This window comes from Mesorhizobium sp. M0715 (genome assembly GCF_040320355.1).
Lineage (GTDB): Bacteria > Pseudomonadota > Alphaproteobacteria > Rhizobiales > Rhizobiaceae > Mesorhizobium.
The window spans coordinates 153,104-175,750 of the sequence record NZ_JAMYPL010000011.1; the positions used below are offsets into that span (position 1 = coordinate 153,104).

21 protein-coding genes are annotated in these 22,647 nt (G+C 63.5%); 16 read left to right on the forward strand and 5 right to left on the reverse strand.

Going from position 1 to position 22,647, the window contains the following annotated elements; translation table 11 throughout:
- The first annotated feature begins 108 nt into the window (after positions 1-108).
- Together NKI21_RS15990 and NKI21_RS15995 are read left to right on the forward strand one after the other, a co-directional pair.
- Positions 109-1,647 carry a trimethylamine methyltransferase family protein gene (locus NKI21_RS15990; protein ID WP_352441156.1) on the forward strand — a complete coding sequence of 513 codons (1,539 nt, stop codon included), beginning with the start codon at positions 109-111 and terminating at the stop codon, positions 1,645-1,647.
- Positions 1,648-1,704: 57 nt separating this feature from the next.
- Positions 1,705-4,131, forward strand: coding sequence for a GcvT family protein (locus NKI21_RS15995; RefSeq protein ID WP_352441155.1), 2,427 nt, complete (start codon positions 1,705-1,707; stop codon positions 4,129-4,131).
- Between the two features lie 112 nt (positions 4,132-4,243).
- On the opposite strand, the gene NKI21_RS16000 is transcribed toward NKI21_RS15995, so the two are convergent.
- Positions 4,244-4,636 carry a DoxX family protein gene (locus NKI21_RS16000; protein ID WP_352441154.1) on the reverse strand — a complete coding sequence of 131 codons (393 nt, stop codon included), beginning with the start codon at positions 4,634-4,636 and terminating at the stop codon, positions 4,244-4,246.
- 199 nt (positions 4,637-4,835) lie between these two features.
- Here NKI21_RS16000 and NKI21_RS16005 point away from each other — a divergent pair, with 199 nt between their 5' ends.
- Positions 4,836-5,324: a hypothetical protein gene (locus tag NKI21_RS16005; protein WP_023813207.1), complete on the forward strand. Its 489-nt coding sequence runs from the start codon at positions 4,836-4,838 to the stop codon at positions 5,322-5,324.
- A gap of 81 nt (positions 5,325-5,405) precedes the next feature.
- Here NKI21_RS16005 and NKI21_RS16010 read toward each other — a convergent pair whose 3' ends face one another.
- Entirely contained in the window at positions 5,406-6,182 is a 777-nt protein-coding gene (locus tag NKI21_RS16010) for a VOC family protein (RefSeq protein WP_352441153.1), read from the reverse strand.
- Between the two features lie 165 nt (positions 6,183-6,347).
- Here NKI21_RS16010 and NKI21_RS16015 point away from each other — a divergent pair, with 165 nt between their 5' ends.
- The 11 genes from NKI21_RS16015 (at position 6,348) to NKI21_RS16065 (ending at position 17,839) form a co-directional block, all read left to right on the forward strand.
- A complete protein-coding gene (locus tag NKI21_RS16015) occupies positions 6,348-7,064 on the forward strand; it encodes a gamma-glutamylcyclotransferase (protein WP_023813205.1) in 717 nt (238 codons plus the stop codon).
- Positions 7,065-7,206: 142 nt separating this feature from the next.
- The gene (locus NKI21_RS16020) at positions 7,207-8,571 is read left to right on the forward strand and encodes an NAD(P)-dependent oxidoreductase (RefSeq protein ID WP_352866243.1); all 1,365 of its coding nucleotides are present in this window, start codon (positions 7,207-7,209) and stop codon (positions 8,569-8,571) included.
- Positions 8,572-8,573: 2 nt separating this feature from the next.
- Positions 8,574-9,887, forward strand: coding sequence for an NAD-dependent dihydropyrimidine dehydrogenase subunit PreA (gene preA / locus NKI21_RS16025; protein WP_027035003.1), 1,314 nt, complete (start codon positions 8,574-8,576; stop codon positions 9,885-9,887).
- Between the two features lie 110 nt (positions 9,888-9,997).
- Positions 9,998-10,501, forward strand: a complete 504-nt coding sequence (locus NKI21_RS16030; protein WP_023813203.1) for an RrF2 family transcriptional regulator — start codon at positions 9,998-10,000, stop codon at positions 10,499-10,501.
- A 43-nt stretch (positions 10,502-10,544) separates the two neighbouring features.
- A complete protein-coding gene (locus NKI21_RS16035) occupies positions 10,545-11,003 on the forward strand; it encodes a carboxymuconolactone decarboxylase family protein (protein WP_023813202.1) in 459 nt (152 codons plus the stop codon).
- A 62-nt stretch (positions 11,004-11,065) separates the two neighbouring features.
- Positions 11,066-11,443: a DoxX family protein gene (locus NKI21_RS16040; RefSeq protein ID WP_352443091.1), complete on the forward strand. Its 378-nt coding sequence runs from the start codon at positions 11,066-11,068 to the stop codon at positions 11,441-11,443.
- Between the two features lie 114 nt (positions 11,444-11,557).
- A complete protein-coding gene (locus NKI21_RS16045; protein ID WP_352443090.1) occupies positions 11,558-12,619 on the forward strand; it encodes a glycosyltransferase family 4 protein in 1,062 nt (353 codons plus the stop codon).
- A gap of 50 nt (positions 12,620-12,669) precedes the next feature.
- The gene (locus tag NKI21_RS16050; protein WP_352443089.1) at positions 12,670-14,832 is read left to right on the forward strand and encodes an amylo-alpha-1,6-glucosidase; all 2,163 of its coding nucleotides are present in this window, start codon (positions 12,670-12,672) and stop codon (positions 14,830-14,832) included.
- A gap of 141 nt (positions 14,833-14,973) precedes the next feature.
- Complete coding sequence (locus NKI21_RS16055) at positions 14,974-16,752, forward strand: alpha,alpha-trehalose-phosphate synthase (UDP-forming) (RefSeq protein ID WP_352866247.1); 1,779 nt, start codon at positions 14,974-14,976, stop codon at positions 16,750-16,752.
- 17 nt (positions 16,753-16,769) lie between these two features.
- The gene (otsB, locus tag NKI21_RS16060) at positions 16,770-17,531 is read left to right on the forward strand and encodes a trehalose-phosphatase (RefSeq protein WP_502895270.1); all 762 of its coding nucleotides are present in this window, start codon (positions 16,770-16,772) and stop codon (positions 17,529-17,531) included.
- Between the two features lie 59 nt (positions 17,532-17,590).
- Positions 17,591-17,839, forward strand: coding sequence for a hypothetical protein (locus tag NKI21_RS16065; RefSeq protein WP_128303451.1), 249 nt, complete (start codon positions 17,591-17,593; stop codon positions 17,837-17,839).
- A 31-nt stretch (positions 17,840-17,870) separates the two neighbouring features.
- Here the strand turns inward: NKI21_RS16065 and NKI21_RS16070 are convergent, their stop codons facing one another.
- Positions 17,871-18,593 (reverse strand): SDR family oxidoreductase, encoded by a 723-nt coding sequence (locus tag NKI21_RS16070; RefSeq protein WP_128303452.1) that lies wholly within the window; start codon positions 18,591-18,593, stop codon positions 17,871-17,873.
- A complete protein-coding gene (locus NKI21_RS16075) occupies positions 18,593-19,435 on the reverse strand; it encodes an SDR family NAD(P)-dependent oxidoreductase (protein ID WP_128303453.1) in 843 nt (280 codons plus the stop codon). Before NKI21_RS16075 ends, NKI21_RS16070 begins: the two co-directional genes overlap by 1 nt.
- Before the next feature lie 103 nt (positions 19,436-19,538).
- Between NKI21_RS16075 and NKI21_RS16080 the strand changes: the two genes are divergently transcribed.
- Positions 19,539-20,426 carry a helix-turn-helix transcriptional regulator gene (locus tag NKI21_RS16080; protein ID WP_128303454.1) on the forward strand — a complete coding sequence of 296 codons (888 nt, stop codon included), beginning with the start codon at positions 19,539-19,541 and terminating at the stop codon, positions 20,424-20,426.
- Between the two features lie 4 nt (positions 20,427-20,430).
- Here NKI21_RS16080 and NKI21_RS16085 read toward each other — a convergent pair whose 3' ends face one another.
- Positions 20,431-21,066 carry a TetR family transcriptional regulator C-terminal domain-containing protein gene (locus NKI21_RS16085; protein WP_023813192.1) on the reverse strand — a complete coding sequence of 212 codons (636 nt, stop codon included), beginning with the start codon at positions 21,064-21,066 and terminating at the stop codon, positions 20,431-20,433.
- A 226-nt stretch (positions 21,067-21,292) separates the two neighbouring features.
- Here NKI21_RS16085 and aptA point away from each other — a divergent pair, with 226 nt between their 5' ends.
- Entirely contained in the window at positions 21,293-22,621 is a 1,329-nt protein-coding gene (gene aptA, locus NKI21_RS16090; RefSeq protein WP_352866252.1) for an omega-aminotransferase AptA, read from the forward strand.
- The last annotated feature ends 26 nt before the right edge of the window (positions 22,622-22,647 follow it).

A 22,647-nucleotide genomic window follows, 5' to 3' on the forward strand; every position in this document is an offset into this window, starting at 1 on the left:
TCGCTTTTTCTAAACAGACATTGCAGAAATGCCGCCGTGGCTAAAATCGCGCCCGCAGACGACGTATTTCTGACAGCTTGCCCGGTTTGCCGGGGCTTTGATACCGGCATGAACGAACCAAGACGCAAACGCGGCGCCGAGCGCACCAGCAACAGAGGGCCATCGGCCATCCCGCAACTGTCGCTCAGGCGGGTGACAAATCCCTATCCGCCAATGGCGATGCTGTCGCCCGACCAGATCGAGCAGATCCATCAGGCGTCGATGCACATATTGGAGAATTTCGGCATCGAGGTGATGAGCCCGCGGGCGCTGTCGCTGTTCGAGAAGGCCGGCGCCAAAGTCGATCATGCCTCGGCGAATGTCCGCATCGATCGCGGCCTGGTCGAAGACGTGCTGAAGACCACGCAGTCCAGCTATGTGTTGACGCCGCGCAACCCGGCCAACGCGGTTCATCTCGGCGGCAACACCATCAATTTCACGCTGGTTGCCGGACCGCCCAATGTGCACGATATGGAGCGCGGCCGCCGCGCCGGCAATTTGCGCGACTATGCGGATCTGACCCGGTTGGCGCAGCATTTCAACTGCATCCACATGCTGGGCAACCAGGTCTGCGCACCGGTGGAACTGCCGGCCAATTCCCGCCATCTCGACACCTATTTCACCAATCTGACGCTGACCGACAAGAGTTTCCATGTCTCGGCGATCGGGAGGGGCAGGGCGCTTGACGGCATCGAGATGATGGCGATTTCGCGCGGGCTGACGCTCGATCAGATGCGCGACGATCCCGGCATCACCACGATCATCTCGGTCAACTCGCCGCGCCGCTTCGACGAGATGATGGCCGAAGGACTGATGACCATGGCCGAGTTCGGCCAGTCGGTGGCGGTGACGCCGTTCACGCTGATGGGGGCGATGAGCCCGGTGACGCTGGCTGGCGCGCTGGCGCAGCAGAACGCCGAGGCGCTGTTCGGCGTCGTGCTGACGCAGCTTGTCCGTCCAGGCGCGCCGGTCATGTATGGCGCCTTCACCTCCAATGTCGACATGAAGTCCGGCGCGCCGGCCTTCGGCACGCCTGAGAACACCAAGGCCAACATTGCGTCGGGGCAACTGGCGCGGCGCTACGGGCTTCCGTACCGCACGACGCCGGGCTCGGCTTCCAACGCTGCCGATGCGCAGGGCGCCTATGAGACGCTGATGGCGCTGTGGGGCGCGGTGCTCGGCCACGGCAACCTCGTCTACCACGCCGCCGGCTGGCAGGAGGGCGGGCTGACGGCGTCGTTCGAAAAATTCATCATCGATGTCGAGATGATCCAGCACATGATGGAGTTCTTGCGCCCGATCGAGGTCAATGAGGCCGAGCTCGCCGTCGAGGCGTTGGGCGCGGTGCCGACCGGCGGCCATTTCTTCGGCGAACCGCACACGCTGGAGCGCTACGCCACCGCCTTCTACCAGCCGATGCTGTCCAACTGGCAGAATTACGAGGCGTGGCAGGAGGCTGGCGGGCTCGACGCGACGGCGCGCGCGACGCGGCTGTGGAAGAAGGCGCTGGAAGACTATGTCGAGCCGGTGATGGATATCGCCGTGCGCGAGGCGCTGGAGGCTTACATGGCCAGGCGCAAGGAAGCGATCGGGCAGGGCGAGCCGTGATCGTTCCCAGCTTGAATCCACTCACCCATCCAACTCACTGATAACAGAGCAAAACTCATGAAATCGCATGCAAAGGTCGTGGTCATTGGCGGTGGCGTCGTCGGGTGCTCCGTGCTGTTCCATCTCGCCCGCCACGGCTGGACCGATGTTGTCCTGCTGGAACGCGACGAATTGACGTCCGGCTCGACCTGGCACGCGGCCGGCGGCATGCACACCATCAATGGCGACCCTAACGTCGCCAAGCTGCAGAAATACACGATCAACCTCTACAAGGAGATCGAGGAGCTTTCCGGCCAGGCGACCGGCGTGCATCTGACCGGCGGCGTGCTTCTGGCGGCAACCGAGGCGCGGCTGGACTGGCTGCGCGGCGTCGTCGCCAAGGGCCGCTATCTCGGCATCGAGCTGGAGGAGATCTCGCCCAACGAGGCGGCCGAACTGATGCCGCTTCTCGACCCCAGGCAGTTCGTCGGCGCCGTCAGGAACAAGGAGGACGGCCATCTCGACCCCTCGGGCGTCACCCATGCCTATGCCAAGGCCGCGCGGAAACTTGGGGCGGAAGTGGAGCGTTTCACCAAGGTCGAGGACATCGTGCGGCGTCCTGACGGGCTGTGGCGCGTCATCACCAACAAGGGCGAGGTGGTGGCCGAGCATGTCGTCAATGCCGGCGGCCTGTGGGCGCGCGAGGTCGGCCGCATGGTTGGTCTCGAACTGCCGGTGCTGGCCATGGAGCACATGTACCTGATCACCGAGGATATGCCGGAGGTCGCCGCCTGGAACGCCAAGACCGGCACCGAGATCATCCACGCGGTCGACTTCGATGGCGAGCTTTACCTGCGCCAGGAGCGCGGCGGCATGCTGATGGGCACCTATGAGAAGGCCAACAAGCCGTGGTCCGAGTACCAGACGCCATGGAATTTCGGCCATGAATTGCTGGCGCCCGACATCGACCGCATCGCGCCATCGCTGGAGGTCGGCTTCCGCCATTTCCCGGCCTTCCAGAACACCGGCATCAAGCAGATCATCAACGGCCCCTTCACCTTCGCGCCGGACGGCAACCCGCTGGTCGGGCCGGTGCGCGGCCTGCCGGGCTTCTGGGTCGCTTGCGGCGTCATGGCCGGTTTTTCGCAAGGCGGCGGCGTCGGCCTCGCTTTGTCGAACTGGATGATCGAGGGCGATCCCGGCGCCGATATCTGGGCGATGGATGTCGCGCGCTACGGCGACTGGGCGACGATGGCCTATACCAACGCCAAGGTGCGCGAGAATTATTCCAGGCGCTTTTCGATCCGCTTCCCCAATGAGGAGTTGCCCGCCGGGCGGCCGCTGAAGACGACGCCGATCTATGATCTGCTGTCTGCTGGGGGTGCGCAATGGGGCGTTGCCTATGGGCTGGAAGTGCCGCTGTGGTACGCGCCGGAAGGCGTCAAGGACGAATTCTCGTGGCGCCGCTCGAGCGACTTCACGCAGGTCGCCAGGGAGGTCGCGACGGTTCGTGACGGTGTCGGCCTGTCCGAGATTTCGAGCTTCGCCAAATACAAGGTGACGGGTGAGGGGGCGGCCGCCTGGCTCGACCGGATGCTTGCCTGCAAACTGCCGAAACCCGGCCGCATGACGCTGGCGCCGATGCTGAAGCAGGACGGCAGGCTGATCGGCGACTTCACGCTGGCCAATCTGGGGGAAGACGGCTGGTTCCTCGCCGGCTCCGGCATCGCCGAGCAATACCACATGCGCTGGTTCGAGCAGCACCTGCCAGACGACGGCTCGGTCCGCATCGAGGCGCTGGGCCAGAAGCTCAGCGGCTTGTCGATCGCGGGGCCGAAGGCGCGGGATGTGCTGGCAAAGGCCACGCGTTCGGATGTCTCCAATGCGGCATTTTCCTTCATGGCCATTGGCCGGATGGATATCGGCATGGCGCCATGCCTTGTCGGCCGTGTGAGCTATACCGGCGATCTCGGCTACGAAATCTGGGTGGCGCCGGAATACCAGCGCGCCGCCTATCAAGCGCTGATGGCGGCGGGCGAGGAATTCGGCATCGGCCTGTTTGGCTCGCGCGCGCTCAATGCGCTGCGGCTGGACAAGAATTACGGCTCATGGGGGCGCGAGTACCGGCCGATCTACGGACCGCTGGAAGCGGGGCTCGACCGCTTCGTTGCTTACGGCAAGGACGCCGATTTCATCGGCAAGGCCGCGGCGCTGGCCGAGCGCAAGCTGGGCGGCAAATTGCGCCTGCGCGCCTTTATCGTCGATGCCGACGATGCCGATGTCATTGGCGACGAGCCGATCTGGTTCGATGGTGCGGTGCGCGGCTGGGTGACGTCGGGCGGCTATGCGCATCATTCGAAGAAATCCGTTGCCGTCGGCTATGTGCCGAAGGAGATCGCCGATGAGAGCGACGGCTTCGAAATCGAGCTGCTGGGCAAGCGCCATGCGGCGCGCATTCAGGTGGTGCCGCTTTTCGACGCCAATTTCGAACGGATGCGTGCCTGAAGCGCATCGGCAAAGCCGAAGCGCTTCAGATTCCTGTTTTGTACATGTCGTTGTCCCAAAACCGCGGGCACTTTTGGGCGACGTGCACTAGGCCCGCATCCTCTTTCTGGCGTCAGGCGCTGCGGCGGTTGTCCAGCACGAAGGCGCCGGCGCCGGCAAACACCAGATAGAGGAAGATGAAGCAGAATGAGATCGCCGAATCGCCGCCATTGTTGACCGGGAAGAAGTCGCGCGGCGCGTGCGCCATGAAATAGGCGATCGCCATTTCGCCGGCCAGAAGGAACGCGACCGGCCGGGTGAACAGGCCCAGCGCCAGCAGGATGCCGCCGGCGAATTCGAGGATGCCGGCGGTGAGTGACAGCCCGCTCAAAGCACCGGCGTGGTCGCTGACCGGGAAATTGAACAGCTTCTGGGTGCCGTGTTCGATGAACTGCAGCGCGGTCACAATGCGCAGAATGCCGAGTGCCTGCGGCTGATATCTGGCAAGGCCGTCGAAAGGCTTCATCTAAAACTCCTTTAGCTTCCGGGATCGGCCATAGTTTATCGCCCGGCATTGGACCATTCATTTCCCCTGGTTTGCCATCAACAATCAGTGATTGGGAATGTTCCCAATTCCCTTCAAATGCTTCTCGCCAGGGTTGCATTAATACCTCTACGGTTGTATTAATGCGTGTACAACAATCTGAATGTGTGGGGGTCTTGCCATGAAAAAAGTCGTCATCAGCCTGTTCGCGATCGTCGCAGGCACCAGCTTCGCCATGGCCGAGGACGCCGGCTGTGAGGCCTTCAAATGGCCGGTGACGCGGGAGCAGACCCTGTTTGCCGCGGCACCGGCAACGCCGCCCGGAGCGGCGCTGGCGGTTGGTGCGGCTGCGGACCTGGCGCTGGTGCCGGTAGAGAAAGCCGGTTTTGCGGTGGCGCCCGAACGTGCGCCGGCATCAGACACGTTTGGGGCCGTCGCCAGCGTGGAAGTGCCGTCCGAGGGAGCCATTCAGATAAGTCTCTCGGGGGAGGCCTGGATCGATGTCATCCAGGATGGCCAGGCCATCAAGTCGGCGGGCTATAGTGGCGTGAAAACATGCCCTGGCATCCGCAAGAGCGTGCGCTTCAAGCTTGCGCCCGGCCCGGCCACCGTCCAGTTCAGCGGCGCGAAAAAAGCTGAGTTGAAGGTTGCGGTGCTGGCGCCGGAATGAGACGGCGCCAGGCAGGGGTAGAGGCCTTCATCGGTGGTCTGATGAAAACCCGCGCTTTGTGTCACCGGTTTTCGATCGCGGTCAGCGGACTGGCGCCATCAAGGCGAAGTGCGCGTCTTGCGGGTCCTGGCATTGGACGATCCAACTGCCGCCGGGGACCTCCATCGGGCCCATCAGGATCTTGCCGCCATTGTCGGTGACCCGTTTTGCGGCCGCGTCGATGGCCGCAACGTTGAAGTAGAATTGCCAGACCGGCACCGGGATCTGCTCCGGCTTGTTCATGATGCCGCCGCCGGATTCGGCGCCAGCCGTAAAAGTCTGGTAAGTGCCCATCGGACCCATGTCGAAATCGCCGGCGTCGATCCAGCCGAACTGCTCGGAATAGAAATCGAACGCGGCTTTCCAGTCGCTCGTATAAAGCTCGTGCCAGCCGATGTGGCCCGGCGTGCCGGCCGGCACGACAGGCTGGTCGGGACCGTTCGGCTGCAGGAACATGAAGGTCGTGCCTTGCGGATCGGCGACGACGGCAAAGCGGCCGACACCCAGAATGTCGTCGGGCTGGCGGTGAACGGTGCCGCCGGCTTTCTCCAGCGATGCCGTGGCGGCGTCGACATCCTTGGTGTGAATATAGCCAAGCCAGGCAGGCGGCATGCCCATCTTGGCGGCATCCTCGGGCAAGGTCATCAGTCCGCCGACGCCACGTTCGCCGACATTCATCACGATATAGCGCGGCATGCCGGGTGCCTTATCGAAGGGCTGCGCCGTCCAGCCGACCACTTGGGTGTAGAACGCCTCGGCGGCGTCGAGATCTGATGTCATCAATTCGTACCAGAAGAAGGGCATCGGGGTTTTCGGCATTTTCGGTCTCCTCACCTTTCATGGATCGATCGTCGTCCATCTTAGGACGATCCTCACGACGGAAATCCGACACGCCCAGACAACAATGGGTGTGTGTGCCAAGCGTTCCCTGGTTGCGCGAGCTCTGGTTTTCGATTTCTCTGCGGTGATGAGGGGTTGTCGTCCATGCGCTTGATGTCGCTCACGCCCGAGCTTGTCGCACTGTGCCATCGGGAAGAGGCCGATCCCGGCCCGGACCCGAGTTGGACAGACATGAACGACGAGGATTTCCGCACCCTTGCCTTGCGGCTGTCCAATGAAGCCGATGAGGGACCACTATGGGTGTTCGCTTACGGGTCCCTGATCTGGAAGCCGGAATTCGAGTCGGTCGAGCAACAGCTCGCCACGGCCTTTGGCTGGCACCGCTCTTTTTGCCTCGACATGGTGCGTTGGCGGGGCAGCGCCGAGCAGCCGGGGTTGATGATGGCGCTCGAACGGGGCGGACGCTGCAACGGGGTGATCTATCGCTTGCCGGAGGGCGAGAAACCGGCGCAGATCGAAAGGCTGCTGCGGCGCGAGATCAGCGACCACGAAAGCATCGAGACGGTCCGGTGGCTGCCGGTGCATACGCCGCAAGGTACGCTGCGCGCGCTTGGCTTCTGGGTCGGCGTGAAGGGCAGGGGAACGTCGCTGAACCAGCCGCTGGACAGAGTGGCGAGCGTGCTGGCCAGAGCCTGCGGGCATATTGGATCCGGCGCCGAATATCTCTACAACACGGTCAGCCATCTCGAGGAATTCGGCATCCATGACCGCAATCTGTGGCGGCTGCAGCAACTGGTAGCCGACGAGGTCAAGACCATTCATGGCTGTAAGCTTGAACCCGGCCATTCGCGCGCACTGTAAAAGTGGCCCTCGCCTCCAATAACATGACTAAAAAAATCATGTTATTGTCGAGCCTTTTCAGGGGCTTGCGCCGAAAATTGACCAATTGATAAAAAAATAAAACGTGCTAGCCTTCCTCAAAAGAAAACATGGGGAACTGACGATGCCAGAAGGCCAATTCAGGGAAGGCATTGCGGGCGGCAGGCTCTCGGCCGACCAGTATGCGGACAATTTTTCCGACCTGCGTCCGCCGCTCGATCACCACGAGGCGCTGGTCGAATCCGATCGCTGCTATTTCTGCTACGACGCGCCGTGCATGAATGCGTGCCCGACCTCGATCGATATTCCACTGTTCATCCGCCAGATCTCGACCGGCAATCCGATCGGTTCGGCCAAGACCATCTTCGACCAGAACATATTGGGCGGCATGTGCGCCCGCGTCTGCCCGACCGAAACGCTGTGCGAAGAAGTCTGCGTGCGCGAAGTGGCGGAAGGCAAGCCGGTGCAGATCGGCCGCCTGCAGCGCTACGCCACCGATGTCGCCATGGGCGAGAACAAGCAGTTTTATCCGCGCGCCGAGCCGACCGGCAAGACGGTCGCCGTGGTCGGCGCCGGGCCGGCCGGCCTTGCCGCCGCGCACCGGCTCGCCCGCCACGGCCATGACGTGACCATCCTGGAGGCGCGCGCGAAGGCCGGCGGCCTCAACGAATACGGCATCGCCGCCTACAAGAGTGTCGACGATTTCGCCCAGGCCGAGGTCGATTACGTGACCGCGATCGGCGGCATCGACATCCAGAACGGCAAGGCGCTCGGCCGCGACTATCAGCTGTCGGATCTGATCCGCAATTACGATGCGGTGTTTCTCGGCATGGGGCTTGGCGGCGTCAACGCGCTGCGTGCCGATGGCGAGGAGGCCGACGGCGTCATCAACGCGGTCGAGTTCATTGCCGAGCTGCGCCAGGCCAGCGACCTTTCCGGCCTGCCGGTTGGCCGCCGTGTCGTCGTCATCGGTGGAGGCATGACGGCCATCGACGCCGCGGTACAGTCGAAGCTGCTCGGCGCCGAGGAGGTGACGATCTGCTACCGGCGCGGCCAGGAGCACATGAACGCTTCCGAATTCGAACAGGATCTGGCGGCAGCCAACGGCGTCAGCATCCGCCACTGGCTGCAGCCGAAGCGGGTGATCGCCGAAGGCGGCAAGGTCACCGCCGTCGAACTCGAATACACGGCGCTGAACGGCGACAGGCTTGCCGGCACCGGCGAGACACTGACGCTCGTTGCCGACCAGGTGTTCAAGGCGATTGGACAGAGTTTTGTGCCGGTCGCCCTTAACGGCAGCGGTGCGTCGATCGATCTTGAAGCCGGCCGCATCAAGGTCGATGCGGAAGGGCGCACGTCGCTCGACAGGGTCTGGGCCGGTGGCGACTGCATCTTCGGTGGCGACGACCTGACCGTCTCGGCGGTCGCGCAAGGCCGCGACGCTGCGGAGAGCATCAATCGGGCACTGACCTCGAACGGGAGGGCATGAGCATGGCAGATATCAGAAACAATTTCGTCGGCATCAAATCGCCAAATCCGTTCTGGCTGGCCTCGGCGCCGCCGACCGACAAGGCCTACAACGTCATCCGCGCCTTCAAGGCCGGCTGGGGCGGCGTGGTGTGGAAGACGCTGGGCGAGGAAGGCCCACCGGTGGTCAACGTCAACGGCCCGCGCTACGGCGCGATCTGGGGCGCCGACCGCCGCCTGCTCGGCCTCAACAACATCGAGCTGATCACCGACCGCGACCTGCAGGTCAATTTGCGCGAGATCAAGCAGGTCAAGAAGGACTGGCCCGACCGCGCCATCGTCGTCTCGCTGATGGTGCCATGCGTCGAGGAGGCCTGGAAGGCGATCCTGCCGGTGGTCGAGGAGACGGAGGCCGACGGCATCGAGCTCAATTTCGGCTGCCCGCACGGCATGTCGGAACGCGGCATGGGTGCCGCCGTCGGCCAGGTGCCGGAATATATCGAAATGGTGGTGCGCTGGTGCAAGCAGAACACCCGCATGCCCGTCATCACCAAGCTGACGCCCAACATCACCGATGTGCGCAAGCCCGCACGGGCGGCACATGCCGGCGGCACTGACGCGGTGTCGCTGATCAACACCATCAATTCAATCACCGGTGTCGACCTCGACAGCTTCGCGCCGCAGCCGACAATCGACGGCAAGGGCTCGCATGGCGGCTATTGCGGCCCGGCGGTGAAGCCGATCGCCATGAACATGGTGGCCGAGATCGCGCGCGATCCCGAAACCCGCGGCCTGCCGATCTCCGGTATCGGCGGCATCACCACCTGGCGCGATGCTGCCGAATTCATGGCGCTCGGCGCCGGCAATGTGCAGGTCTGCACGGCGGCAATGACCTATGGCTTCAAGATCGTGCAGGAAATGATCGCGGGCCTCGAAAACTGGATGGACGAGAAGGGGCACGCCTCGCTCAACGACATCGTCGGCCGCGCCACGCCCAATGTCACCGATTGGCAGTATCTCAATCTGAACTACGTCGCCAAGGCGCGTATCGACCAGGATGCCTGCATCAAATGCGGCCGCTGCCACATCGCCTGCGAGGACACTTCGCACCAGGCGATCACCAGCATGGTCGACGGCGTCAGGCACTTCGAGGTGATCGAGGCCGAATGCGTCGGCTGCAATCTGTGCGTTAATGTCTGCCCGGTCGAGAACTGCATCACCATGGAACCGCTGGCGGCAGGCGTGATGGACCAGCGCACCGGCAGGCCGGTATCGCCGGTCTATGCCAACTGGACGACGCACCCGAACAATCCGATGGCCAAGGTGGCTGCGGAATAGGGACTTACCCCAACAAAAGAGCGGCGCTTTCGAGCGCCGTTTTTTAATTTTCCTATTGCAGATAATAATTATCCACGATAGTATATATCCATGATAAAGGAGCCGATCCAATGAAGCTGGGCGAGGGCGTTGAGGCAGCTATCCATTGCGCTGCCACGCTGGCCAGTGTGGAGGGGAACAGCACCATGCCTGGCGCCGCTCTGGCCGAGTCCTTTGGCCTGTCGCCTAGCTATCTGCTGAAGCATCTCAACATGCTGAGCGCGGCGCGCATCCTGGAATCGGTGCCCGGGCCTGCCGGTGGCTATCGGCTGGCGCGGCCGGCCGAGCGCATCACGCTGCTCGACATCGTGCTGGCCATCGAAGGGCGCGAGCCGGCTTTCCGTTGCGGCGAGATCCGCCAGCGCGGTCCGGTGAAGCTCGATGCTTCGGCCTATGTCAAACCCTGCGGCATCAACGCCGCGATGCTGAAGGCCGAGCGTGCCTATCGCGCCGCGCTCGCCGAGACCAAGCTGTCCGATATCGTGGCCACCTATGCGGCAGAAGGCGATCCCAGGTCGCTTGCTGCGAGCTGCGCCTTCGTCGAGCGCCACCAGCGGCCGCAGAAATCCAGTTAACCCCGTAGACCCAAACCCAAAGCAGATTTGAAAGGACAGGAAGATGAAACAGAGGCTGCAATTTTTCGCCAAGGCGCCGGAGATCATGAAGGCTGTGTCGGCGCTCAACAAGGCGGTGGACGAATGCGGGCTCGAGGTGAGCCTGCTGCACCTGATCAAGCTCAGGGCATCGCAGATCAATGGCTGCTCGTTCTGCGTCGAGATGCACAGCCGCGAGGCGAGGCGCGACGGCGAGACCGAGCAGCGGCTCTATCTGGTTTCAGCCTGGAAGGAATCGCCGCTGTTTTCCCTGCGCGAACGCGCTGCCCTGGCCTGGACCGAAGCCGTCACCTTGATCGCCAGCAATGGCGTGCCGGACGAACTCTATGCAAAGACGCTCGAGCATTTCTCGGAAGAGGAACTGGTCAAGCTTTCCGTTGCGCTCGGCATGATCAACACCTGGAACCGGCTGTGCATCCCGTTCCAGGCCATTCACCCGGTGCCGGCGGCCAAGGCCGCCTGATTGTCCGGTTATGTTGGGAGCGCCGTCGAAAGGCGGCGCTCCACTTTCAAAGGGAGCGTTTGATGCCTGCCGATTTGCCTTCGACCTTGTTGTTTCTCGCTCGCCTGTTGCTCGGCGGCGCCTTCGTCTTCGCCGGCCTGCGCAACATCCAGAACGCGGCCTTCCTGACCCAGCTGATGGCCGCGCGCGGTGTGCCGCAGGCAGGATTGGCGCTGTGGCTCGGCATCGTGCTTCAGATCGCCGCCGGCGTGCTGGTCATCGCAGGATTGTGGACGGCACTCGCGGCCGCGGTGCTGCTGCTGTTCCTCATCGTCGCCACGCCGATGTTTCACAATTTCTGGGACCATCAGGGTCCGGACCGTGCGTCCCGCATCAACGGCTTCGTCGGCAATGTCGCGCTGAGCGGTGGCTTTCTGACCCTGATCGCGCAATCTGTTTGACGCACAGTTCCATGCCGACTGCGGCCTCTGGTGCCCAGGGCTCGATCATAAAATCGGAACCAATCGAGCCGTTGACGCATTTCACACCTGCATGCCCAGCATCCAGGATGGAATATGAAAATCGCCCATGTCGCGCCGCTTTATGAATCGGTGCCGCCAAGGCTCTATGGCGGCACCGAGCGCATCGTCTCGTATCTGACCGAAGCGCTGGTCGATCTGGGCCATGAGGTGACGCTGTTCGCCAGTGGCGACAGCCAGACTTCCGCGACGCTGGTACCCAGCCGGGAACGCGCGCTGCGCCTCGATCCGCGTCCGCTTAAATCCGAGATCGCGGCGCATCTTTCGATGCTTGCGCAGGTGAGGGAACGGGCGTCGGAGTTCGACGTCATCCACTTCCATCTCAGCCATTTCCTGCACTTTTCCTTCTTCGAGGATCTCGCCGACCGCACGGTGACGACACCGCATGGCAGGCTGGATTATGTCGACCTGGCGCCGGCCTATGAACGGTTTCCGCGTTTTCCCCTGATTTCCATTTCGCACAGCCAGAAGGCGGGCTTTGCCAACGCCAACTGGTTGGCGACGATCCATCACGGATTGCCGACCACTCTCTACGAACCGACTTTTGAGACGACGGCGGAAGAACCCTACCTTGCCTTCCTCGGCCGGTTCTCACGCGACAAGCGCCCGGACCGCGCCATCGAGATCGCCTTGCGTTGGGGGCTCAAGCTCAAGCTCGCGGCAAAGATCGGCGACGACGACCGCGCCTATTTCCACGAGGTGGTCGAACCGTTGATCGACGGCGATCGCATCGTCTATGTCGGCGAGATCGAGGAGGACCAGAAGGCGGAATTTCTCGGCAAGGCGGCCGGCCTGCTGTTCCCGATCGACTGGCCGGAGCCGTTCGGCCTTGTCGCCATCGAGGCCATGGCCTGCGGCACGCCGGTCATCGGCTGGAATTGCGGCGCGCTGCCCGAAATCATCGATCAAGGCGTCACGGGTTTCATCGCTGACACGGTGGACGGCGCGGTCGCCGCGGTGCCCGACTTGCTGCAACTCGACAGGCGAAAGGTGAGGGCCGTTTTCGAAAAGCGGTTCTCCGCTCGAAGAATGGCTGGCGATTATCTGGCCGCCTATGCGGGCCTGATCGGCGTCCCGAGCGCGGCGAAGGCGTCTTGAGCAACGACGTGCTCGAGCCACGACAACGAAACAACAGGGATCTTTGACGAATGGCCCAACTCGATGAGCGCCAGCTCGATCCCGCGGTTGCGCTTGCATCGCTCGACGCCACCGCCCCTCGCGAGCCGCATCGGTTGTTTGCCCTCAAGCAGGGCGATTGCTTCGCGGTTGCCGACGCCTATGGCGACATACGCGGAGCCGGCGACGGTTTCTTTCGCGACGACACACGGGTTCTTTCCGAGTTCCGGCTGACCGTCGGCGGCAGGCAGACATCGCTGCTCGGCGCCTCGCTCAGCCAGGACAATGTGCTGTTCACCACCAATTTGACCAATCTGCCGATACAGAGCGCCGGTGGACGCGACATCCCGCAGGGAGCCATTCACATCGAACGCGTCAGGCTGCTTTGGCAGGACAGGCTGTTCGAACGCATCACGCTTTCCAATTACAGCCGAGAACACTCGACGATCAGCGTTTCCCTGCACTATTCCGCCGATTTCCGCGACATGTTCGAAGTGCGCGGCTCGACACGGCTGAAGCGCGGGCTGGCCCATGCCGCCGAAACAGACGCGACGTCCGTCCTGCTGCGCTATGACGGGCTCGACGGCCTGGCCCGCCTCTCTGCGATATCGTTCTCGCAGGCGCCGGACCAACTGACAGCCACCCGTGCCGATTTCCTGATCGCCGTGACCAAGCGCAGCAGGAAGGTGCTTTATGTCGAGGTCGGTCCCGAGGTGGCCGATAAGCCCGACCGCGACCGGTTTCGCGCCGCTGCTGCCCGCGCCCGCTTTGGCATGCGGGCCAAACGTCGCCATGGCGCGACGGTGCGCAGCTCGGGCCGCGTCTTCAACGACTGGGTCGAGCGCGCCCGCGCCGATGTCGCGCTGCTGACCACCGAACTGGCGACCGGCCCCTATCCCTATGCCGGCATCCCCTGGTTCTCGACGGCGTTCGGTCGTGACGGCGTCATCTCGGCACTGCAGATGCTGTGGCTCAATCCGGGCCTGGCGCGGGGCGTGTTGGCCTTTCTGGCCCAGCACCAGGCGACCGAGACATCGCCGTTCAGCGATTCGCAGCCGGGCAAGATCATGCACGAGACCCGCAAGGGCGAAATGGTGGCGCTGCGGGAGCTCCCCTTCGGCCGCTACTACGGTGGCGTCGATACGACACCGCTCTACATCTATCTTGCTTGCGCCTACGCCGATCGTACCGGTGACATGGCGTTCATCGACGGCCTGTGGCCGTCACTGTGCGCCGCGGCCGAATGGACGGAGGAGGCAGGCCGGGAGACCGGATTCGTGACTTACCAGCGAGCGGCCGAGTCCGGCCTCGCCAACCAGGGATGGAAGGACAGTTTCGATTCGGTCTTCCATGCCGATGGCCGCATTCCCAAGGGCCCGATCGCGCTGGTCGAAGTGCAAGGCTATGTCTTTGCCGCTTTCCGGGGGCTGGCCAAGCTTGCCCGCCGCCGTGGCGAAGACGACAAAGCCGATCACTGGGAGGACCGCGCCGAGGCGATGCGGGTGGCGGTGGAACGCGATTTCTGGCTTGACGATCTCGGCTTCTACGCCCTCGCGATCGACGGTGCCGGCGAGCCCTGCAAGGTGCGGACCTCGAATGCTGGGCATCTGCTCTTTGTCGGATTGCCTGAGCCGGCGCGGGCGCAGATGGTCGCCGACCAGCTGCTTTCCGCCTCCTTCCATTCCGGCTGGGGGCTGAGGACGCTTGCCGACGATGCGGTGTTCTTCAACCCGATGTCGTACCACAATGGCTCGATCTGGCCGCACGACACCGCCATCTGCGGTGCCGGCCTGGCACGCTATGGCGAGCGTGAAAGCGTGGTTCGCCTGATGAGCGGCACATTCGAATCCGCGGTCCATTTCAACATGCGGCTGCCCGAACTGTTCTGCGGTTTTACACGCGCGCCGGGCGAAGCACCCATCGCCTATCCTGTCGCCTGCCTGCCGCAAGCGTGGTCGGCGGGCTCGGCCTTCATGCTGATGCAGGCCTGCCTTGGCCTGGAGATCGACGGCTGGGATGGCGAAATCCGCGTCACCCGCCCGAGGCTGCCGATCGGCATCGACACGCTGACACTGCGGCACCTGGGCGTCGGCGACCGGGTCGTCGATCTCACCTTCCAGCGCGTCGGCGATCGGGTCGTCGCTTTCCTTGCCGACCGCCATGAAGGGCTGGTGCCGCTCATCGTAAGGACATGATCCGAACAAAATTGGCGGAACCGATCCGAGCTTTGTGCGTTGCAAAAATACGGGTCCGAACGCCGACCACGTGGTCGGCGGACCTTTTCAAACGGGAAACACGAAAAAACGGTCGCCGACGGCCGGGTGAGTTGACATTCAATGACAAACTACGGTGCGGAACTGCTCTGGGTTCTGATCTTCGCGAGCCTCGGTTTTTCCGCTCTTGCCGTATTCCTCTCCCTATCGCGGCAGCGCCGCAGCCACCCTCCGGCGGTTGCCCATACAGCGGGCGAAGACGTGGCCGCGGAGGCGGCGCGCAAGGTGATACGTGAGTTCGAAAAGAACGGCCAATCGGCCGATGCGGCGCTGGTGACGTGGTCGCCCGAGACATTGCGCAAGATCCTCGCCGACGATCTGCCCGATGCGCAGGTCATCGTGGTGTCCAACCGGGAACCCTATATCCACAACATCAGGGATGATGGCGTCGAATTGCTGGTGCCGGCCAGCGGGCTGGTGTCGGCGCTCGAGCCGATCACCCGCGCCTGTGGCGGCACCTGGATCGCCTATGGCGGCGGAACGGCGGACCGCCTCACCGTCGACGACCACGACCGGGTACAGGTGCCTCCCGGCCATCCGTCCTACACGCTGCGCCGGGTCTGGCTGACGGAGCAAGAGCATCAGGGCTACTATCTCGGCTTCGCCAATGAGGGCCTCTGGCCGCTTTGCCATATCGCCTTCACCCGGCCGATTTTTCGCGCCTCGGACTGGGGGGCCTACGAGGCCGTCAACCGGAAGTTCGCCGACACGGTGGTTGCCGAAGCGCGCAACGAGCGGCCTATCGTGCTGGTCCAGGATTACCACTTCGCGCTGCTGCCGCGCATGATCCGCGAGCGCCTGCCGGAGGCGATCGTCATCACTTTCTGGCATATCCCGTGGCCGAATTCGGAAGTGTACAGCATCTGTCCCTGGCGTGAACGCATCCTCGAGGGGCTGCTCGGCAGTTCGATCATCGGCTTCCACACCCAGTTCCACGCCAACAATTTCACCGAAAGCGTCGATCGCTTCCTGGAAAGCCGCATCGAGCGGGCCGATGCGGCGATCTCCTACGGTGGCCAGACGACGCTGGTGCACGCCTATCCCATCTCGATAGAATGGCCGGCCGACCTGTTGGCAAAATTGCCTGACGTCGATGACTGCCGGGCCCGCCTGCGCAATAGGTTCGGACTGAAGGCGGATGTGAAGCTGGCCGTGGGCGTCGAGCGTCTCGACTACACGAAGGGCATTCTGGATCGATTTCAGGCGCTGGACGAATTGTTCAAGCGATACCCTGAATGGATCGGAAAGCTGGTTTTCCTGCAGGTCGCGGCCCCCAGCCGCGGCACGCTGCCGGCTTACAAGCTGCTCCACGACGAATGCCACCGCTATGCCCAGGAGCTCAACCAACGCTATGGCAGCGAGGGTTACAGGCCGGTGGTCATGGTGGCCGAGCATCACTCACAGGAACAAGTCTACGAGATTTATCGCGCCGCCGACATATGCATGGTCACCAGCCTGCATGACGGCATGAACCTGGTCGCCAAGGAATTCGTCGCGGCGCGCGACGACGAACAGGGCGTCTTGATGCTCAGCACCTTCGCCGGCGCCTCGCGCGAATTGCTGGAGGCGCTGATCGTCAACCCTTACGACGCCGCCATGATGAGCGAAGCGCTGTTGCAGGCGCTGATCATGACTTCAGACGAACAGCGCGAGCGCATGCGGCCCATGCGCGAGACGATCCGCAACAACAATGTCTATCGCTGGGCCGGCAGCATGCTTCTGGATGCAGCGCGTTTGCGCAAGCGCGGTGACCTCGACCGGGTAACCGGTGTCGGTGAGCGGCCGCCTAGCGTCGACAATGTCGTGTCCATGTTCGAGCGCAAACGGGTAGTCATGTCATGAACGAGGTCCTGCAAAAGATGATCAGCGAAAGCCCGCAAAAGCCGCAGGCCGTCATGCCGAAACCGCAGACTGTGCTGACCGGCGAATGGGCGTTGTTCCTCGACATCGACGGCACCCTGCTGGAACATGCCGAACACCCGGACGCCGTCTCGGTCAGCGACGAGCTTCGCTCCTTGCTGCAAGGCCTGGACCGCAAGCTGGACGGGGCGTTGGCGTTCATCACGGGCCGGTCCGTTGCGGCTGTCGACCATCTGTTTCAGCCTTTGAAACTGCGCGCGGCCGGGCTGTATGGATTGGAGCACCGGCTTCTCCCGGACGACGACGTCGAAGTCGCGGACGAGCCGGCGGATATCGCGGCCCTTGCCGACGAGATCGAGGCCGAGCTCGGTCGTGGGGCCTATATCGAGCGTAAGGGAAGGGTGCTGGCCATCCACACGCGCGCCGCCCCCCATCTGCTTCCCCGCGCGACGCAGCTTGTCGAGCAGGCGCTGGCCACGCTGCCAAAGGGCTACCGGGTGGTTGCCGGCAACGCCGGCGTGGAATTGCTGCCGCTGGAGGCCGCCAAGGGCGCCGCGATCCGGCGTTTCATGGAGATCGCGCCATTCACGGGCCGTCGCCCGGTCTTCCTGGGCGACGACACGTCGGACGAAAACGGCTTCGAAACCGTCAATGATGCGGGCGGCATATCGATACGGGTCAAGCCACCGGCGCACACCACCGCGCAGTACGGGCTGGTCGGCGTTGCCGAGACGCTAGCCTGGCTGAGAGGTCAACTTTAGGTCCAGCTGACGCACCGCGATCGCGCCTCCTGGAAAAGACAAGGAAAGGAACGGTTTCGATGGGACGCTTTGCACAATTGGTCCGAGAGATCACCCCGAACTGGCTGCACTCTCGCTCCTCCCGCCATGAGATTGCCGACGTTTCACCGTCGGACGCGGATTTCAGCTGGCAAGAAGCGGTCGACAACAAGATGTATGGGGCGGATACATCTGACTATTCCCATGTGCCGGAAAAGCCTGTTTCGGCAAAACCGACAGGCGACAGGCCTGCGGACGAGAACGACCGTGTTCCAAAGAAGGCCAATTAAGGGTCCCGCCGGAGCCCGATAATCGCTGTTCCTATGCCGCAAATCGCAGGCCGCCATCGCAGGTCAGCACCTGGCCGGTCATGAAGCCGTTGGAGACGAGGAAGGCGATTGCGTCGGCTACGTCTTCGGCCCGGCCGACGCGGCCGACCGGGGTCTTGCCGGCATAGTCGGCAAAGATCGTTTGCTTTTGCTCCTCGGCCAGAAAATCCCACCATGGCGTGTCGATGACGCCCGGCGCCACGACATTGACGCGCAGCGGCTTCAGTTCCACCGCCAGGATCGGCACCACGGTCAACAGCATGCCGTTGATGGCGGCGATACCGGCGACGCCCGGCGCCGCGAGCTGCGCCGACACCGCCGAGATGAAGGTGACCGAGCCGGCCTTGTTGAGTGTCGGCAAGGCGGCCTGCAGGCAAGACAGCTGCGGGCGGACCTTTTCCTCCACGCCACTGCCGATGTCGCTCAGGTCAAGCGTCGGGAAGGGGCCGAGGCCCTTGCCGCCGCTGGCCGCCAGCACCAGATGGTCGAAAGGCCCGAGGCTCTCGAAGAACTGGCGGACCTCGTCCGGCTTCGCGGCGTCGAAAGCAGCCTTCCCGGCAGCGCCGCCAAGGCTTTTCCAAGCGCTCTTCAGTTTCTCCTCGTTGCGCCCGGTGATGGTCACCTTCATGTCCGGGCCGAGCAACTTGCGTGCCGTCGCCAGGCCGATGCCGGACGAGCCGCCGATGACGACGGTGTGTTCGATTGTCTTGGTCATCAATGCTGTTCCTTCGATGTGAGGGAGGCCGGGTCGATGAGATCGAGGCTCAAGCTTCGCAGCCGTTGCCTTGCCTTGGCGTCATAAGCCTGGGCGTCGGCACGGGATTCCCGCAGGCCGTCGAAATAGAGGCCGCTTTTTCCGTCGAGCGCGGGTGAGGCGGCGAGGTTGAGGATGGCCTCGGCACCGGTCTCGACCGAACTCCACGGCGTCACACCAGCCTGCCGGACCATGGTGGTATTCATGTAACTCGCTGGGTGCAGCGCGTTGACGGTGACGCCGGTACCTTTCAACTGTTCGGCCAAATCGACGGTGAACAGGATCTGCGCCAGCTTGCTCTGGCAATAGGCGCGCTCGCCGTCATAGAAGCGGGTCAGCATGACATCGCTGAAATCGACCGCCTGCTGTCCGGCCGAGGCGACATTGACGATGCGGGCCGGCGCACTCGCCTTCAGCAACGGCAGAAGCTCCGATGTCAGCAGAAAACCGGCGAGGTAGTTGACCGCGAAGCGCAGTTCGTAGCCGTCGGCGCTGACCTGCCTTTTGGCACCCTGGCCCGCCGTGCCGATTCCGGCATTGTTGACGAGGATGTCGAGCCGGCCCGTCCGGGCGCGCACCGCCTCGGCAAGCCGGCGCACTTCGGCCAGCGAAGAGAGGTCGGCGACCAGAAGCTCCGCCATGCCGCCGGCCGCTTCGATCTCGGTGACAACAGCCTTGCCGCGCCTCGCATCGCGGCCATGCACCATCACACGGGCGCTCGCGGCGCCGAGCCGTTGCGCGACGACGCGGCCGACGCCATCGGTCGAACCGGTGATGAGGATCGTCTTGTCTTTGAGTTCCATGTTCAGAGCCTCCGTTCTGTTGCTCTGAACGGAAGATGGGACAGTTGGCGCGAGCCAAACAGTTCAAACTTTATCCTGGTATCAATACTGCTATACTGGGCGCATGGAGTCCCAACCCCACGCGGCCCCAAACCACTCCGCTGAAGACAGCCGCCGGCGCGAACTCGGCGCCTTCCTGCGCTCGCGCCGCGAAAGGCTGACGCCCTCGGCCACCGGCATCGCCACCGGTCTCAGGCGGCGTACGCCGGGACTACGGCGCGAGGAGGTGGCGATGATCGCCGGCGTCGGCACCACCTGGTACACATGGCTGGAGCAGGGGCGGGAGGTCAGGCCCTCGGTCGAGGTGCTGACGGCACTCGCCGAAGCACTGCGCCTCGACGCCGCCGAAAAACAGCATCTGTTCATCCTTGCCGACCGCCAGCAGCCGGAGCGCCGTGCCGTGGCGCCGGAAAGGGTCGACGGCCCCTTGCTGCACATGCTGCAGAGCCTGGTGCTGCAGCCGGCCTATGTGGTCGGGCGGCGCTGGGATGTGCTGGCCTGGAACCCGGCGGCGGTGGCGGTGTTCGGCGACTATGGCCTGCTGGAAGGGGATGCCCGCAACATCGTCCACATGGTGTTCACCAGCCCGCACCACCGGCGCCTGCTGGTCGACTGGGAGCAACTGGCGCGCACCGTGCTGGCCTCGTTCCGGGCCGCGAGCGCCCGCTATGTCGGCGATCCGGATTTCGAGCGGCTGATCGAGTTGATGACGCGTTCGAGCCCCGAATTTCGTGCCTGGTGGCCGCAGCGCGACGTCGCGCACCGATTGTCGGGGGTGAAACATGTCCGGCACCCGAGCGCGGGCGCCATGAGCTTCGAGCATATGAGCCTGTCGATCGGCGACGGCTCGGACATGAAGCTGATCGTCTACACGCCGCTCGCCGAGCAGAATTCGATCGCCAAGCTGCAGACATTGCTGGATGAACTGCCGGCCAAGCGGCGCAGCGCCTGAAGCGTCAGGTCTTCGGCTTCAGCCCATCAAGAAACAGTTGTTCCAGGAAGCGGGCCGCATCCTCGAAGCGGCCGTCGCCGCCGCGGTTCGGCCCGAGCACGGCGCGGACCTGGACGTCGAAATCGGCATAATGCTGCGTCGTTGCCCAGATCGAGAAGATCAGGTGCCACGGATCGGTCTTGGCGATCTTGCCAGCGCGCATCCAGCCCTTGATGACGGTCGCCTTCTCGTCGACCAGCGTCTTCAACTCTCCGGCCAGCAGCGGCATGATGCGCGGCGCGCCTTGCAGGATCTCGTTGGCGAACAGCCGGCTCTCGCGCGGAAAGTCGCGCGCCATCTCCAGCTTGCGCCTGATGTAGCTGCGCAGTTCGGTAAGGGGATCCCCAATGTCGTCGAGTTCGCGCAGCGGCGCCAACCAGGTGTCGAGCAGGCGCTGCATCAGCGTTTCGTGGATGTCTTCCTTGCGGCGGAAATAATAGAGCAGGTTGGGCTTCGACATGCCTGCGGCTTCGGCGATCTGGTCGATGGTCGAGCCGCGGAAACCGTTGGCGGAGAAAACCTCGAGCGCCGCCTCCAGGATGAGTTCGCGCTTTTCCTGCTGGATGCGGGTGCGGCGAGGGGCGTCCGTGGCGATGGTCACCGTTGCAAGCCCTCGTGTTGAGGGTCCTCTGGACCAATTCTCTGGACCAGTTTTTCCCTAGCCTGTGGAACGCACTTCAGGTGCCGCATTTCCGCTAGTAATCCTTGACCGCTGAGAGGGCGGTGCTAACGTTTGTCCAATCGGTCAAAAATTTGCGTAGCATGAAAACGCGGCAAAGACCAAGCGTTGGGCGCAGCGAAACAGTTTACAAGGGGAAGTCCTGGTCATGTCCAACCGGCTGAAAGTCACGCCGAACGATCTCAGCGCATTCTGGATGCCGTTCACGGCAAACCGGCAGTTCAAGCAGGCGCCGCGCATGATGGTGTCCGCCAAGGACATGCATTACACGACCAGCGACGGCCGCAAGGTGCTCGACGGCACCGCCGGCCTGTGGTGCGTCAATGCCGGCCATTGCCGGCCGAAGATCACCGAAGCGATCCAGCATCAGGCCGCCGAACTCGATTATGCACCGGCCTTCCAGATGGGCCATCCGATCGTGTTCGAACTGGCCAACCGCCTGGTCGACCTCGCGCCCAAGGGGATGGACCATGTCTTCTTCACCAATTCCGGTTCGGAATCGGTCGAAACCGCGCTCAAGATGGCGATCGCTTATCACCGCGTGAAGGGAGAAGGTTCGCGCACCCGTCTGATCGGCCGCGAGCGCGGCTATCACGGCGTCAATTTCGGCGGCATCTCGGTCGGCGGCATCGTCACCAACCGCAAGATGTTTGGCACGCTGCTCGGCGGCGTCGACCACATGCCGCACACGCATCTGCCCGAGAAGAACGCCTTCACCAAAGGCGTGCCGGAACATGGCGCCGAACTCGCCAACGAACTGGAGCGCATCGTCGCCCTGCATGACGCCTCGACCATCGCCGCCGTCATCGTCGAGCCGGTCGCCGGCTCCACCGGCGTCATCCTGCCGCCGAAGGGCTATCTGCAGAAGCTGCGTGAGATCTGCACCAAGCACGGCATCCTGTTGATCTTCGACGAGGTCATCACCGGTTTCGGCCGTCTCGGCACGCCGTTCGCCGCCGACTATTTCGGTGTCACGCCCGACATCATGACCACCGCCAAGGGCGTCTCCAACGGCGTCATCCCGATGGGCGCGGTGTTCGTGAAGAAGGAGATCCACGACGCCTTCATGACCGGCCCCGAGCACATGATCGAGTTCTTCCACGGCTACACCTATTCGGGCAACCCGATTGCCTGCGCGGCTGCACTCGGCACGCTCGACACCTACAAGGAAGAGGGCCTGCTGACCCGCGGCGAGGAGCTGGCGCCGTACTGGGAAGACGCGCTGCATTCGCTGAAAGGCGAGCCGAACGTCATCGATATCAGGAACATCGGCCTGATCGGTGCGATCGAGCTGGCGCCGATCGCCGGCCAGCCGACCAAACGGGCCTTCTCGGCCTTCGTCAAGGCGTTCGAGCGCGGCGCGCTGATCCGCACCACCGGCGACATCATCGCGCTGTCGCCGCCGCTGATCATCACCAAGGGCCAGATCAACGAATTGATCGACCATGTGCGCGAAGTGCTGAGGTCCATCGATTGACGGACCGACGCGGATATCCCTCGCCC

Coding starts and splice junctions, on each gene's coding strand:
- NKI21_RS15990 (WP_352441156.1), top strand. CDS start 109: ATGAACGAACCAAGACGCAAACGCGGCGCCGAGCGCACCAGCAACAGA.
- NKI21_RS15995 (WP_352441155.1), top strand. CDS start 1,705: ATGAAATCGCATGCAAAGGTCGTGGTCATTGGCGGTGGCGTCGTCGGG.
- NKI21_RS16000 (WP_352441154.1), bottom strand. CDS start 4,636: ATGAAGCCTTTCGACGGCCTTGCCAGATATCAGCCGCAGGCACTCGGC.
- NKI21_RS16005 (WP_023813207.1), top strand. CDS start 4,836: ATGAAAAAAGTCGTCATCAGCCTGTTCGCGATCGTCGCAGGCACCAGC.
- NKI21_RS16010 (WP_352441153.1), bottom strand. CDS start 6,182: ATGCCGAAAACCCCGATGCCCTTCTTCTGGTACGAATTGATGACATCA.
- NKI21_RS16015 (WP_023813205.1), top strand. CDS start 6,348: ATGCGCTTGATGTCGCTCACGCCCGAGCTTGTCGCACTGTGCCATCGG.
- NKI21_RS16020 (WP_352866243.1), top strand. CDS start 7,207: ATGCCAGAAGGCCAATTCAGGGAAGGCATTGCGGGCGGCAGGCTCTCG.
- preA (WP_027035003.1), top strand. CDS start 8,574: ATGGCAGATATCAGAAACAATTTCGTCGGCATCAAATCGCCAAATCCG.
- NKI21_RS16030 (WP_023813203.1), top strand. CDS start 9,998: ATGAAGCTGGGCGAGGGCGTTGAGGCAGCTATCCATTGCGCTGCCACG.
- NKI21_RS16035 (WP_023813202.1), top strand. CDS start 10,545: ATGAAACAGAGGCTGCAATTTTTCGCCAAGGCGCCGGAGATCATGAAG.
- NKI21_RS16040 (WP_352443091.1), top strand. CDS start 11,066: ATGCCTGCCGATTTGCCTTCGACCTTGTTGTTTCTCGCTCGCCTGTTG.
- NKI21_RS16045 (WP_352443090.1), top strand. CDS start 11,558: ATGAAAATCGCCCATGTCGCGCCGCTTTATGAATCGGTGCCGCCAAGG.
- NKI21_RS16050 (WP_352443089.1), top strand. CDS start 12,670: ATGGCCCAACTCGATGAGCGCCAGCTCGATCCCGCGGTTGCGCTTGCA.
- NKI21_RS16055 (WP_352866247.1), top strand. CDS start 14,974: ATGACAAACTACGGTGCGGAACTGCTCTGGGTTCTGATCTTCGCGAGC.
- otsB (WP_502895270.1), top strand. CDS start 16,770: ATGATCAGCGAAAGCCCGCAAAAGCCGCAGGCCGTCATGCCGAAACCG.
- NKI21_RS16065 (WP_128303451.1), top strand. CDS start 17,591: ATGGGACGCTTTGCACAATTGGTCCGAGAGATCACCCCGAACTGGCTG.
- NKI21_RS16070 (WP_128303452.1), bottom strand. CDS start 18,593: ATGACCAAGACAATCGAACACACCGTCGTCATCGGCGGCTCGTCCGGC.
- NKI21_RS16075 (WP_128303453.1), bottom strand. CDS start 19,435: ATGGAACTCAAAGACAAGACGATCCTCATCACCGGTTCGACCGATGGC.
- NKI21_RS16080 (WP_128303454.1), top strand. CDS start 19,539: ATGGAGTCCCAACCCCACGCGGCCCCAAACCACTCCGCTGAAGACAGC.
- aptA (WP_352866252.1), top strand. CDS start 21,293: ATGTCCAACCGGCTGAAAGTCACGCCGAACGATCTCAGCGCATTCTGG.